We start from the raw sequence: 14,153 nt of genomic DNA, 5'->3' as shown, positions 1-14,153 counted from the left end.
GCAAGGAGCACGGAATGAAAGGATTCTCTGCATTGATGGTGATCGGCATCGCCGATGGATTGATCCATTGGCAGATTTTCTTCGTCCTGTGCAGCGCCGCCGGTTTGTCGCAGGCCGCCAGCAACTTTGCCGCGTTCTGCGTGGCAGCGGCGTTCTCGTTTTACGTGAACATGCTGTACACCCTGGACAGACGAACGTCGGTGTTCGGTTACCTGTTGTTTATCGTTGTGATGGGCGCGCTCAGTTTTGCGATTGGCATGCTTGCGGATGCGCGCGATCTGCCGGGATTGCTGACGGTGGTGGTGTTCACGTCGGTCAATTTGTTGTTGGGGTACTGTTTTTTCAGGTTAGTGCTGTTTCGCAGGCATCAGTCATGAGCGCCTTCGAACAGCTGCCTGCCTTCAAAGGCTGGGAAGGTACAAAGCACACCCATCGTCTTGTGCTGTTGACGTGCCTGGTACTGGCGTTGAGCGTACGGTTCTACTCGATCGATTTGAATCCGATCTGGTACGACGAGGCGTTCGGTATCCGGGTTGCGCACCAAGCACCCGCGCAGATTCTGGCCCTTGCGGGCAAGGATAATCACCCACCGCTCTACTACCTGATCCTGCATTACTGGATTCATTGGTTCGGTGACAGCGCGGGGGCTGTCAGGTCGTTGGGGGTATTGGCCGATATCGGTGCCATGGTGCTTGCCCTGAAACTCTTGAGCCTGGTCGCGACGTCGGCAGCGACCCGCATTGCCGCATTGTTGCTGGCACTGCTACCGAGCAGCGTGCAGATAAGCCAGGACGTCCGAATGTACCCGCTGCTTGCCCTGTGGTTGATGGCTGCCACGGTCGCCCTGGTCTGCTGGAGCCAGATGCCGCAACACAAACGTTATCCGTTGCTGTATGTGCTGCTGATGTCCATGGCGATGTACACGCACTACTTCGCGGCATTGTGTGTCTTGACACATTGGGTGTTCTGGTCACAGGCATGGGCTCGCAAGGCCACGGGTATTTCGTTGCAGGGCTGGCTCACAGCCAATGGTGCCGTTGTGGCGCTTTTCCTGCCATGGGTGCCCGTTTTGCTTGAGCAAGTTGCCATGAAACCCGATTTCGGATGGATACCGGTGATGAGCCTGGAATCGGCGATGGAGTTGATCTCGCAGTTATCGTTCGGTGCAACATCGGTGGACAACCTGACAGAGTGGCAACTGTGGCCGGCCATGGTGGTGGTAGCCTGTGCCGTGGTGGTTGTCTTGAGGGATCGCAGCAATGCTCGTTATGGCGGCTTGCTGGTGGCGTATTTTTTCGTTCCGCTGACCGCGCTGATGTTGCTGTCTGTGTTCAAGTCGACGCTGGTTTTCAGATATTTTTACTTCGCGGCCCTGGGCATGCCGTTGATCGTCGCTGTCGCGCTTGAGGCCGGGTGGCAGCGCAATCGAAAGCTGGTCATTGTCGTACTGTTCGCGCTTGTCATTCATGAGATACAGGTTTTGGTGGCCATGACGCGCATAGATCCTCTTGCGCCTCATACCGATGTTCTGGCCGCTGGTCTGCAAGCGCAAAGCCGGCCGGGCGACGAGATTGTGGTCGGTGACATGCTTTGGTATTTGCCGCTGGATTACTACCTGAAAGCAGGTAGCGTCCCAAGGATGTATACCGGAAGGTTCGCCGGGAAAAGCTGGGGATACCCGAATTACGGCGTATGGGCACTTATGCCTCAACCGCTTCAATTGTATGTGCGGGATGACGAAGCGCTCCTTCATCTGACTGCCAAGAGGGTCTGGTGGATTACCGAAAGGCTGAATGTCGAGGATATCTCCCGCATTTCTCCGCGATGGAAAAGACAGGGGACGATTGACGGCGGTGCGATCGAAGCCCGCCTGTATATTCAAGAATGAAGGCCAGTCTTGCGGGACTGGCCCTGCATGGTTCAGGCCGCCGCCACTTCCTGCGGTTCAAAACTGTCCGCCCGCGCCATCTGCCACATCCGCGAATAGAACTCGCCGTTCACTTCCCCGGTGAGCAACTCGCCGGGTTTGAGGAACACATGCAATTGCGAAAACAGTTTGATTTCAGTCGCTGACATGCGTCGCACCAGGTGCTTGGCCGACAGTTGCGACGGATGCTCAAGACCGGCAGCGGCAAGCATTTCCGCCAGCGCCTTGAGCGTATTGCGGTGGAAGTTGTAGACGCGCTGGGCCTTGTCCGGCACCACCAGCGCGCGTTGGCGCAAGGCGTCCTGAGTCGCCACGCCGGTCGGGCATTTGTTGGTGTGGCAGCTTTGCGACTGGATGCAGCCGATGGCGAACATGAAGCCGCGCGCGGAGTTGGCCCAGTCGGCGCCGATGGCCAGCACGCTGGCGATGTCGAAGGCGCTGACGATCTTGCCGCTGGCGCCGAGTTTGATCTTGTCGCGCAGGTTCAGGCCCACAAGGGTGTTGTGCACAAACAGCAGGCCTTCGCGCATCGGCACGCCGATGTGGTCGGTGAACTCCACTGGCGCGGCGCCGGTGCCGCCTTCCTTGCCATCGACGACGATGAAGTCCGGCAGGATGCCGGTTTCCAGCATGGCCTTGGCGATGCCCATGAACTCCCATGGATGACCGAGGCAGAACTTGAAGCCCACCGGTTTGCCGCCGGACAGTTCACGCAATTGCTGGATGAACTGCATCAGCTCGATGGGTGTGGAAAACGCGCTGTGGCGTGACGGCGAGATGCAGTCTTCGCCCATCTGGATGCCGCGGGTGTCAGCGATTTCCTGGGTGACCTTGTGTTTGGGCAGGATCCCGCCGTGGCCCGGTTTGGCGCCCTGGCTCATCTTGATTTCGATCATCCGCACTTGCGGATTTTGCGCCTGGGCGGCGAAGCGTTCCGGGTCGAAGCGGCCGTCGCTGGTGCGGCAACCGAAGTAGCCGCTGCCCAGTTCCCAGGTCAGGTCGCCGCCGTGTTCACGGTGATAGGGGCTGATGCTGCCTTCGCCGGTGTCGTGGGCAAAGTTGCCGAGTTTCGCCCCTTGATTCAACGCCCGGATGGCGTTGGCGCTGAGCGAGCCGAAGCTCATCGCCGAGATGTTGAACACCGAGGCCGAATACGGCTGCGTGCACTGCGGGCCGCCGACGGTGACGCGGAAACTGCTCGGGTCGCTCAACGGCGCCGGGCGCATCGAATGGCCGATGAATTCGAAACCCGATTGATAGACATCAATCAGCGTGCCGAACGGTTTGTCGGCGGTTTCGTTTTTCGCTCGCGAGTACACCAGCGAACGTTGTGCGCGGGAGAAGGGCAGGGCGTCGCTGTCGGACTCCAGCAGGTACTGGCGGATTTCCGGGCGGATGCCTTCGACCAGATAGCGGATGTTGCCCAGGATCGGGTAGTTGCGGCGGACTGCATGGGGGCTCTGCAGCAGATCGAACAGACCGAGCAGGCTCAGCACGCCGGTGACGGCGGTGATCGGCCACAGCCAGTCGTGGTCGAGAAAAGGCAGGCTGGCGAGGGTGAAGATCACGCAGACGGCAAAGAAGGCGTAGCGGCTCAGGAGTGACAGGCTCATACGGTTTCCCTGGTTCGGACTCGGAATAATCAGCGCCGCAGTTCCTTGTGGGAGCGAGCTTGCTCGCGAATACGGTGGATCAGCCAACATGACTGTTGGAGGTGATGGCCCCTTCGCGAGCAAGCTCGCTCCCACAAAAAAGCGTAAATCGCGCTGTTTCAGGCGTTTTGCGCCTGGAGAAAAATCGAAAACAGCTCCGACTGGGATTTGATCCCCAGCTTGCTGTACATGTGTTTCTTATGGACTTTCACGGTTTCTACAGAGATTTCCAGCTTACGGGCGATTTCTTTACTGGAGCAACCGCTGAGCATCAAACGCCCCACGTCCAGTTCCCGGCCAGTCAGTTGCGCGCCTTTGAGTTGTTGCACCGAGGCCTCCAGTTGCACTCGCCAGTCGACCGGTGCAGGTGTTACAGCGAGGGCCACGGTTGCGTTGATTTCGTAAGGCAGGCGCTGGCGCAACAGGCCCAATACCCAAGGCTGGATCAATGACAGCAAAGCGATCTGCTCGCCAGTGAAACGTTTTTCACTGCCCAGTGACAGGCACAGCGTGCGTTCGCCTTCGAGCTGGCAATTGAACTGGATTTCGTCGGCGACCACATTCAGACGAAAGTATCGCTGGTAATACTCGGTCAGTTCAAAATGCTCCGGCGCCACCTCGGACAGGCGATACAGCCCGCTGCGCGATTGTTCGCGACAGGCGATGTAGAACGGGTCGAGCCGGTACAGACCGCGCAGGTAATCCTGAAACAACTGATCGGGACTGCCGTCTTCGCCGGGGCATTCGGCGAAGACCTGCGGGTGCCGGTCGGCGCTGAACAGCAGCGCGACCCAGCTATCGAACGCCACGTACTGGTCGAGCAGACGCACCAGTTGCGCCCAGAAATTCGGCTTGTCGAGCGCGTCGATCAATTGCCCGACGGCGCGGTGCCAGGTGATGTCATCAAACGAAACGGACATGGACTACCCCTATCGGGTTACCCCGGCCGCGTGATTCCCTGGCCGGTCGCTTGCTGCGCATACTGGCCCACCGACAGCCACCGGGCAATCTTTCCGCGCCCGGCCACGACCACAAGGACTCGCGATGAAAGTCGAACTCGCCCAACTGGCGGGCCGTGACAACGACACGGCATACAACCTCGAACGTGCCCTCGCGGTGATCGCCGCGTGCGCCGCCGATACGCAACTGATCGTCTTCCCGGAAACCCACCTGATGGGCTTCCCGAGCGCTGACACCGTGGCGCAAATCGCCGAGCCGGTGGCCGGCCCGACCATCAGCGCCGTGCTGGTCGCCGCCCGCGAACGCAATGTTGCGGTGGTGATCGGCATGGCCGAGCACGACAACGGGCACTTCTACAACACCACGCTGCTGCTCACCCCCGAAGGCATCGCCCTGAAATACCGCAAGACCCACCTGTGGGCCTCCGATCGCGGCGTGTTCGAGGCGGGCGATCGTTATGCCACGTGCGAGTGGAATGGCGTACGTGTCGGCCTGCTGATCTGCTACGACATCGAGTTCCCCGAGTCCGCCCGTGCGCTGGCGCAACTCGGCGCCGAGTTGCTGATCGTGACCAACGGCAACATGGACCCGTATGCCCCGACTCACCGCACCGCCATCATGGCGCGCGCCCAGGAGAATCAGGCGTTCGCGCTGATGGTCAACCGGGTCGAGGCCGGCGATGACGGTTTGATGTTTGCCGGCGGCAGTGCGTTGGTCGATCCGCTGGGGACAATGCTGTTCGAAGCGGGGCGTGAAGCCGGGACGTTCAGCGTTGAACTGGATGTCGCGCAACTGGAGATTGCGCGCAAGGATTACCGCTATCTGGATGATCAGCGCTTGAAGCTGCCGGGGGAGGTGGTGGAGCGGAGCGATGGTGTTCGCCAATTGTTGATTCCACACCGCTAACCGCGGCCCTCACCCTAGCCCTCTCACTGTATGTACCGGAGGGAGAGGGACTGACCGAGTGGGTTGTTCGAGGTGCGCCGACCTGAAGGATCGAGTCGAATTCAGGTTTCTGAATCTGCGAATTCAAGCTGTGCTCAGGACTTGAACCCAGGGAGTTGTGCCCCCTTAAACCCGATAAAAATAGCAGGCCACCCCCGAAACATTTGCCGAACCCGGCTCTGCCTTCACTCCAATAACATTCGGCTGATGGTCAGCCTTGATCACCTGGCGGTGCTGACATCTGAAACACCGTCAAGCGGCGGGGCGGTTCTGGCGCATGGGCAGTTCGACGCGAAAGGTCGTGCCGACGCCCAATTCGCTGCGCACGGAAATCTCGCCGCCGTGTTTTTTCACGATGCCGTAGGACAGGGACAGACCCAGCCCTGTCCCCTGGCCCACCGGTTTGGTGGTGAAGAACGGGTCGAAGATTTTCTGCAGGGTGTCCGGGGCAATCCCCGAGCCGGTATCGGCCACTTCAACCCAGGCAAGGTCTTGCTGCTGGCCGGTGCGCAAGGTGATGGTGCCGCGCTCCGGCCCCATCGCCTGCGCCGCGTTGACCACCAGGTTCATGATCACTTGATTGATTTGCGAGGGCAGGCATTCGATGTCCGGCAGTGTCTGATATTCCTTGACCACGTCGGCCTTGTATTTCAGTTCGCTGGCGACGATGTTCAGGGTCGATTCAATGCCCTGCTGCAGATTCGCCCACTGCCATTGCTGATTGGTGTCGACCCGGGAGAAATCCTTCAGGTCTTTGACGATCTGGCCGACCCGGCCGATGCCTTCCTTGGACTCGCGAATCAGCACGGGAATGTCCTCAAGGAGAAAATCCAGTTCGACGTCTGTGCGCAATTGTTCCAGGCGCGCCGCGGATTCTTTGTCCAGAGGCCCCCCGAGCGTCTGGTAGGCGTCGAGCATGCTCAGCAATTGCTTGAAGTAACCGTCGAGGGTGCCGAGGTTGGAGGAAATGAAACCGATCGGGTTGTTGATTTCATGGGCCACGCCCGCCGCCAGTTGCCCCAGTGACGCCAGTTTCTCCGACTGCACCAGTTGCCCTTCCAGTTGCTTGCGCTCGTCGATTTCCCGGCGCAGCTCTTCGCTGGCCTCTCTGAGCTGGGCGGTGCGCTGATCGACCAGGTGTTCCAGATGATGCATTTGCAGCGAAGCCTTTTCCGTCATCTGCCATTTGGTCAGCAGGGTGTTGGCCATCTGCTGGACTTCGATGTTATCGAACGGTTTTTTCAGGATCAGCAGGCGATCGTGGGCGTGCAGCCGCTCCAGCAATTCGTCCCAGGAGTAATCCGAGTACGCGGTACACACCACCACTTGCAGCTGCGGATCTTCTTGCCACAGATGTTCGATGGTTTTCGCGCCGTCCCAGCCATCGGGCATGCGCATGTCGACGAAGGCCAGCGCGTAGGGGCGTTGTTCGCGCAAGGCCTGCACCAGCTTGCCCAGACCTTCCTCGCCGCCATAGGCCGAGTCCAGCTCGAACGGCGGCCGTTCGGCACGAAGCTGAGCGCCAAACAGGGCCGCTTCCATCTCGTCCAGCTCCACTGACTGCACCGCCGGCGGCGCGAGTATCTTGCGAAAGTCTTCATGAATCGACGGCATGTCGTCGATCAGCAGAATGCGCCGGTTGGCCAGCTCGCTCATGCGTTCTCCGTGACGCTGATCAGGGGAATCTGCAAGGTGAACAACGCCCCCGTGCCCGGTCCGTCGCTGTGGGCGGTGAGGTGGCCGTTCATCTCGATGGCCGCCAGGGCACAGCTGTGCAGGCCGAAGCCGTGGCCTTCCTTGCGGGTGGTGAAACCGTGGGCAAAGATCCGCGTCATGTTTTCCGGCGCGATGCCTTCGCCATCGTCCTTGACGCTGATTTCGAGGAAGTTGTCATCGACGATCCTGACCGCCAGGGTCATGGTGCGGGGGCGGTTGCTGAGGTCGGACATGGCGTATTTGGCGTTGCTGATGAGGTTGATCAGGATCAGCAGCAAGCGGTGTTTGTCGCCCATCACCTGGGGCACATCAGCGTATTCCCTGACCACCGTGACATGGTGTCGGGTCAGGGCTCCGGCGTTCATGCGCAGGGCGTCTTCGAGCAGTTCGTTGATAAACAGCGGCTCGGTCATGCTGTTGGCCCCTGCATAGGATTGCTGGGTGGCGACGATGTCCTTGATGTGGTCGACGCTTTTGTTCATCTGGTTCAGTTCGTCGAGCATTTCCTGCTGTTCCTGGGCAATCGCGACCACCAGTTGATTGAGGTAGCCGGGGAGTAATTTGCCCTTGGCGTCTTCACTGAAAAAGGCGCCGAGGTCATCCGGGTGCTCGTTGATCAGTTGCATGGCCTTGCCCAGGCCCTGGGTCTTGCTGTTGCGCAGCTTGCGCGTGATCAGGTCGCTGGAGATGTTCACGCTGTTGAGCACGTTGCCGACGTTGTGCAACACATTGGTGGCGATTTCCGCCATGCCGGCCTGACGTGCCGCGTCGAGCAGTTCGCTCTGGGCGTCCCTGAGTTCGCGGGTGCGCTCCTCGACCCGTTGCTCCAAGGCATCGTTGGCCGTTTGCAGGGCACTGTTGACCCGGTTGATCTCGGCGAAGCTGCCGATCAGGCGGATGCCCAGCCACACCAGTGACAACATCAACAGCACCGAAAACAGCAGCAGGTAGAAATGGTATTGCCGGTCGATCCGGTCGGCGCGCTGCTGGTCGCGATCGAGCATGGTGGTCAGGGTGTCGAGGCGGTCGGCCACGGGAATGTTTTCGATGCTCTCGAGCAACTGATTGACCACGGGCTGCTCGCGAGCGATCAGGCTGATGTGGCTGCTCATGATTTTGATCGGGGCGTCAAACGCCGGCGGCAGGCGCTGCGCATTGATCTTCAGTTTGTTCAGACCGACCTCGATGTCGGCGGCCCGTTCGACGGAGGTGACCTGGGCGAACTCCAGGGCACTGAGCAGCAGGTCGTAGGTGTCGGTGGTGATGTTCTGCAGTTGTAATTTATCCAGGTCCGACAGGTTGGCCAATTGCTCCTGAATGTCGTCTTCGGCAGTGGGCAAAAAGGCCAGGGAATTGCGCAACAGCGCGTTGTGCGATTTGAACTGTTCAACCAGACGGGTCTTTTCCTGCATCGCCTGCAGGAAACCCTGGTAAGCGTCGTTCCATTGCGCCGAGTTGTTGCGACCGTGCCCGGACTCAATCGCGTCGAAGCGCTCCCAGAGCCGGTTCATCTCGTTCATCGGCGACACCAGCGGGTCGTAGTTGTGTGTCAGCGCCACCCTGGCCTTGAGGATCTCGTTTTCCCACTGCGAATTCTGCTGTTTGATCTGCCGGATCAGGTCCCGCGATTCGGTGTAGGTCATGGTCTGGTCGGAGCTGGACTTGAAATACAGAAACAGCAGGACCGAGGCCAGTACCAGCACGACCAGTGTGAGCAACAGCAGACTGCGTCGCCGGGAGACGTTGATCATGGCTTGCCTGCCCATTGGCCGGTGAGGGTTTTGAGAAACAGAATGATCAGCCGCTTGTCTTCTTCGCTCGGCATGCGCCCCAACTGGTACTGGAACATCACGTCCACCGCCTGCTCGAGGGTGGGCGCCGAACCGTCGTGAAAGTACGGTGCGGTGGTCGCGACATTGCGCAGGCTCGGCACCTTGAACACGGCCCGATCCGCTTCGTCGGCGGTGACGTTGAAGCGGCCCTGATCGGCCACGGACGGGTGGCCGCGATCGGCAATGTAATCGCCGAACACGCCGAATTTCTGGAACATGTTGCCGCCGATGTTCACCCCCTGATGGCAGGCGATGCAGCCGTATTCCTTGAAGCGCTGGTAACCGTACTTTTCCTCAAGGGTGAGGATGTCGGTATTGCCCAGCAGGTATTGATCGAAACGCGAGTCGGGCGTGAGCAAGGTGCGTTCGAAACTGGCCAGTGCCTGCTGGACATTGGCCTTGGTCACGCCGTCCGGGTAGGTGGTGGCGAAATCGCGGCGGTAGTCGGGGTCGTTGGCGATCCGCTCGAGGACGGTGCTCCAGTCGCTGCCCATTTCATGCGGGCTGGTGATGACGACGTTGCTTTGTTCCTCCAGGGTTTCGACACGGCCATCCCAGAACTGGCGGAAGTTGAGGGCGGCGTTGAACACGGTCGGCGTGTTGACGGCCACTGGTTGGCCGTCGAAGCCCAGTGACAGGGCACGGTTGTCGGCCCCGTTCTTGTCCAGCTGATGGCAACTGGCGCAGGACAACGTGTTGTTGATCGACAACCGTGGCTCGTGGAACAACCGCCGACCGAGCTCCACGCGCCGGGCATCCTGCTGCGGTACGCCGGGCAACGGTTTGAGCGGCTCGTCCAGCGGCTCGGCACCGATCCCGGCGCAGAATCCGCACAGCAGCAACGCCAGGGCGTGTTGAAGAATACTCATCGGCAATCGTCTCCCTGACGCGGGGCCGGTTTGGCGCGGCTCATGAAATCGTCCACGGCATGGGGTCGGTGCCGGCCAGCAAGCGCGCAAACGCGTCGGCCGGCAGGGCTTTGCTGAAAAAGTAACCTTGGCCTTCCTCGCAGTGATGCGCCTTGAGAAAGGCCAGTTGCCCGGCGGTCTCTATGCCTTCGGCGATGACATTCAGCCCCAGCGTCTTGCCCAGACTGATGATGGCGCTGACGAGGGCGGCGTCGTTGTGGTTGTCGCTCAGGCCGCGAATGAACGATTGGTCGATCTTCAGCACATCAATCGGAAACCGGCGCAGGTAACTCAGGCTCGAATAGCCCGTGCCGAAGTCATCAATGGCCAGCCGCGTGCCCAGCGCTTTCAATCGCGCCAGCGCTGTCATCGTCGCGTCGATGTTCTGCATCAGCACGCCTTCGGTGATTTCCAGCTCCAGCCATTCAGGGCCCAGGCCAGTCTGCGCCAGCACCTGCTCGACGCCTTCGACGAAGTCACGCTGGCGGAAGTCGATGGGCGAGGTGTTGACCGACACGCGGATCGGCGGCAGGCCCGCGACTTGCCACGCCCGGGTCTGCCGACAGGCTTCGGCCAGCACCCATTTGCTCAGCGGCACGATCAGTCCGCTGTCCTCGGCCACCGGGATGAAGTCTGCCGGATAGACCCAGCCATGACCTGGTTTCTGCCAGCGCACCAACGCCTCGGCCCCGACCACCCGGGCACTGCGCAAATCGACTTTCGGCTGGTAGTGCAGGACGAATTCCTGCTGTTGCAACGCCCGGCGAATGCCCGACTCGATGCTGTGTTGTTCGCGCGCGCGCAGGTTCATGGCTTCGATGAAGAAACCGATGTCGTTGGGGCCGGTTTCCTTGACGTTGCGCATTGCGGTTTCGGCCTTCTTGATCAGCTCGATGGCGTCCGGTCCGTCCTCGGGATAGACACTGATGCCCAGGCTGGCGGTGACGCTGACGTCATGGCCGGCAATCATCTGCGGCACGCGGACGGCGGCCAGCACTTTTTCGGCGACGGCGTGGGTCTGCTGAGGGTGGTTGATGTCACTGAGGATCACCACGAACTCGTCGGAACCGTAACGAAATACCGAGTCCGATTCGCGCACGCACAGCAACAGTTGCTGGCCGACCCGCTTGAGCATTTCGTCGCCTGCCGGATGACCCAGGGCATTGTTGATGCGCTTGAAGCGGTCGAGGCCGAGAAACATCACCACCAGCTGTTTGTCATGGCGCCGGCTGACCGCCAGCGCCTGGCTCAGGCGATCACCGAGCAGGGTGCTGTTGGGCAGGCCTGTGAGGCTGTCGTATTGCAACAGATGCGAGACCTTCAGCAGTTCATGCACTCGCGCCTCGATGGTGCGTTCGAGGCCGAGCATCTTCAGGGCTGCGTCCTGGGCCAGTTGCCATTTCCATGTCAGGGCGTTGGCCATCTGGCGGATTTCCAGGCTGTCGAACGGCTTTTTCAGGATCAGCAACTGGTCGCCGAACTCCAGCCGTTCAGCCATCGCTTCCCAGCTGTAGTCGCTGTAGGCAGTGCACAAGGCAATTTGCAGGTTCGGATCGACGCGCCACAACTGCTCGATGGTTTCCAGGCCATCCCAGCCGGGCGGCATGCGCATGTCGATGAACGCCAGGGCGTAGGGGCTGCCGTCGATCAGTGCGCGCCGGACCAGGGCCAGCGCTTCCTGCCCCTGATAGGCGGAGTCGAGCTGGAAGGTCAGGTGCGGCGACGGGCGGGTGCCGAACAGCGCTTGCTCGAGCTGATTCAGATCGGTCGCGTCCTGCGCCTGCGGGGCAAGGATCTTGCGGAAGTCGTCGTGAATCGCCGGGGTGTCGTCGATGATCAGAATGCGCCGGTTGGTGTGCGCCGAGGCTGTCTTCATGCTTCGTCCTCCTGCGCGGGCGGGGCTAGCTGGCGGTCGTCCCTGAGCAGGCGGCCCGCCTGCTCGGGGCTGACCGCGGCGCTGAAATACAGGCCCTGAGCGCTGGGCAGCGGGGCGACGGGGGGCACCACAGGCTGATCCGCCGACGGCTGACCTTCGGCAATGATGCCGATGTCCAGGTCCCGGGCGAAATTGACGATGGCGCGCAGGGCGTTGGCGCCTGCTGCATCCTGAGTGGCACTGTCGATGAAACTCTGGGCGAGTTTGAGGTGGTTGACCCGGTAGGTCTTCAGGTAATCGAACGAGGAGTATTCGGTGCCGAAATCGTCGATGGCGATGGTTACGCCCAACTCACGCAGGCGCGGCAGGACATCGTTGTGCGTCCACTTGGTCTGGGCCAGTGTCGCCTCGGTGACATCGAAGCGCAGATCCCAGGGTGCCAGCTCCCAGCGTGCGGTGGTGCGCAGCACGTCGTAGATCAGTTCGGGGCCGCTTTTGAGTTGCGCCAGCGAGAGCTTGATCGCCATGACCGGCGGCGCCACGCCTTCGTCGCGCCATTGCTGCATCTGCCGGCAGGCGCGGTCCAGCACCCAGCGCCCGAGGGGAATGATGGCGCCGGTGCGCTCCGCTGTCGGCACGAAAGCGCTGGCCGGCAGCAGGCCGAGGCGCGGATGCTGCCACAGGACTTGCGCTTCCATGCCGAGAATCCTGCCGCTGTGCAGGTCCATCTCCGGCGCGTAATGCAGTTGCAACTCATCGCCCTCCAGGGCGGTCATCAATTCACCGACCAGGGCCATGCGCTCGGCAACTTCCAGGGAAATCGCCTCGGAGTGGAAGTGATATTGGTTGCGGCCCATTTCCTTGGCGCGGTACAGCGCCATGTCGGCCTGGCTCAACAGGCTGTCGGCGTCGAGGCTGCTGGCGCTGTAGCTGCTGATGCCGATGCTCACCGAAATGTGCAGGGCATTGCCGGCCAGGTGGTAGGGCGTCAGCAGCTTGTCACGCAGATTGGCCGCCATGGCGGCGGACCGGGTCGGGTCGCTGACATCCATTTGCAGGATCGCGAACTCATCCCCTCCCAGGCGCGCTACCACATCGTTTTCGCGCACACCGGTCCTGATGCGCCGGGCGACTTCCTGCAACAGCAGATCACCGACCGGATGCCCGAGGGTGTCATTGATACGTTTGAAGTGATCCAGGTCCAGATAAAACACGGCGAACGGCGCAGCACCGCGACGCGCGGCGGCAAAGGCCTGATGCAGGCGTTCGATCAGCGTGGCGCGGTTGGCCAGTCCGGTCAGGCCGTCGGAGCGGGCCAGCAGGGCCAGTTTTTCCTCGACCAGTCGGCGCTCGGTGATGTCCAGAATAATGCCTTCGACTTCCAGCAGGCGACCGTCGTGATCGCGCACCGGGATGTAGCGGTTTTCCACCCAGCGCCAGGTGCCCTGGCCGGTGCGCAGACGAAACTCGATCGACGCCCCCGAGGCGTGGCGATCCAGCACCCGGGCCATGGCGGCATCGACACTGGCCTGATCATCCGGGTGAATCAGTGTCTGGGCCCAGCTCGCCGAGCCCACCAGATCGGCCGCGACATGGCCGTACCGGGTGATGTTGTGGGAGATGTACATCAGCGCGAATGACGGGTCGCCGCGCAACCGGTACAGAATGGTCGGGCTGTTCTGCACAATCATGTTGGCGTCGGACAGTTCCCGGGTGCGCTCCTGAACCGCCTGTTCCAGCCGGCTCAGTTTCAGTTCGGCGTCTTCGGTCATTTGCCATTTGACCGTGAGGGCGCTGGCCATCTGGCGGATCTCGATGGCGTCGAAAGGCTTTTTCAGAATCAGCAGGCGGTCGTTCAGTGCCAGGCGCTGGTCGATGTCTTCCCAGGAGTAGTCGGAATACGCGGTGCACAGCGCGACCTGCAACTTGGGGTCGATTTGCCACAGGCGTTCGATGGTTTCCAGGCCATCCCAGCCTGGCGGCATGCGCATGTCGATGAAGGCCATCGCATAGGGGCGGTTTTGCGCCAGCGCGGCTTCGAGTTTGTCCAGCGCTTCGCGGCCCTGAAACGCCGAATCCAGTTCGAATGACGGGGTCTGCGCCGTGGACGGCGTGCCAAACAGCAGGTTTTCGGTGGCGCCCAGACCGTTGTCCACGGCGATCGCGGGGCAGAGGATCTTGGCGAAGTCGCCATGAATCGCCGGGCTGTCATCGACGATGAGCACGCGACGATTGACCCGGGCCGGTGGCAGGTTCATGCCGCACCGCCCTTAAGGTCATGTGTTGTCGTCATCGGGAGCATCCTTTCCCTCTTCGCGGGCCTGTTTGCCGGCCGCC

At 61.1% G+C, this 14,153-nt stretch carries 10 protein-coding genes; 3 read left to right on the top strand and 7 right to left on the bottom strand.

All coding sequences use genetic code 11. The features are described from left to right. The first annotated feature begins 14 nt into the window (after positions 1 to 14). Both HV782_RS23420 and HV782_RS23415 read left to right on the top strand, forming a co-directional pair. Entirely contained in the window at positions 15 to 377 is a 363-nt protein-coding gene (locus HV782_RS23420; protein ID WP_186748565.1) for a GtrA family protein, read from the top strand. After that, positions 374 to 1,888, top strand: coding sequence for a glycosyltransferase family 39 protein (locus tag HV782_RS23415; RefSeq protein ID WP_186748564.1), 1,515 nt, complete (start codon positions 374 to 376; stop codon positions 1,886 to 1,888). Before HV782_RS23420 ends, HV782_RS23415 begins: the two co-directional genes overlap by 4 nt. A gap of 32 nt (positions 1,889 to 1,920) precedes the next feature. Here the strand turns inward: HV782_RS23415 and HV782_RS23410 are convergent, their stop codons facing one another. Together HV782_RS23410 and HV782_RS23405 are read right to left on the bottom strand one after the other, a co-directional pair. Next, entirely contained in the window at positions 1,921 to 3,540 is a 1,620-nt protein-coding gene (locus HV782_RS23410; RefSeq protein ID WP_186748563.1) for an FMN-binding glutamate synthase family protein, read from the bottom strand. 158 nt (positions 3,541 to 3,698) lie between these two features. Then, positions 3,699 to 4,499, bottom strand: coding sequence for a helix-turn-helix transcriptional regulator (locus tag HV782_RS23405; protein WP_186748562.1), 801 nt, complete (start codon positions 4,497 to 4,499; stop codon positions 3,699 to 3,701). Between the two features lie 124 nt (positions 4,500 to 4,623). Between HV782_RS23405 and HV782_RS23400 the strand changes: the two genes are divergently transcribed. Continuing rightward, positions 4,624 to 5,445 (top strand): carbon-nitrogen hydrolase family protein, encoded by an 822-nt coding sequence (locus tag HV782_RS23400; protein WP_186748561.1) that lies wholly within the window; start codon positions 4,624 to 4,626, stop codon positions 5,443 to 5,445. Positions 5,446 to 5,736: 291 nt separating this feature from the next. On the opposite strand, the gene HV782_RS23395 is transcribed toward HV782_RS23400, so the two are convergent. Genes HV782_RS23395 through HV782_RS23375 form a run of 5 tightly spaced genes read right to left on the bottom strand, consistent with a single transcriptional unit; the run spans position 5,737 to position 14,074 of the window. Further along, complete coding sequence (locus tag HV782_RS23395) at positions 5,737 to 7,140, bottom strand: ATP-binding protein (RefSeq protein WP_186748560.1); 1,404 nt, start codon at positions 7,138 to 7,140, stop codon at positions 5,737 to 5,739. Next, on the bottom strand, positions 7,137 to 8,951 hold the full coding sequence (locus HV782_RS23390; RefSeq protein ID WP_186748559.1) for a DAHL domain-containing sensor histidine kinase: 1,815 nt from the start codon (positions 8,949 to 8,951) through the stop codon (positions 7,137 to 7,139). Before HV782_RS23390 ends, HV782_RS23395 begins: the two co-directional genes overlap by 4 nt. Beyond that, complete coding sequence (locus tag HV782_RS23385) at positions 8,948 to 9,901, bottom strand: cytochrome-c peroxidase (protein ID WP_186748558.1); 954 nt, start codon at positions 9,899 to 9,901, stop codon at positions 8,948 to 8,950. The genes HV782_RS23390 and HV782_RS23385 overlap by 4 nt, the downstream gene beginning before the upstream one ends. Positions 9,902 to 9,941: 40 nt before the next feature. Beyond that, the gene (locus tag HV782_RS23380; RefSeq protein ID WP_123466153.1) at positions 9,942 to 11,816 is read right to left on the bottom strand and encodes a putative bifunctional diguanylate cyclase/phosphodiesterase; all 1,875 of its coding nucleotides are present in this window, start codon (positions 11,814 to 11,816) and stop codon (positions 9,942 to 9,944) included. Then, a complete protein-coding gene (locus tag HV782_RS23375; protein WP_128614360.1) occupies positions 11,813 to 14,074 on the bottom strand; it encodes an EAL domain-containing protein in 2,262 nt (753 codons plus the stop codon). Before HV782_RS23375 ends, HV782_RS23380 begins: the two co-directional genes overlap by 4 nt. Between the last annotated feature and the right edge of the window lie 79 nt (positions 14,075 to 14,153).

It is taken from the genome of Pseudomonas monsensis, from assembly GCF_014268495.2.
GTDB classification, from domain to species: Bacteria; Pseudomonadota; Gammaproteobacteria; order Pseudomonadales; family Pseudomonadaceae; genus Aquipseudomonas; species Aquipseudomonas monsensis.
This window is presented reverse-complemented; position numbering and strand designations above follow the sequence as displayed.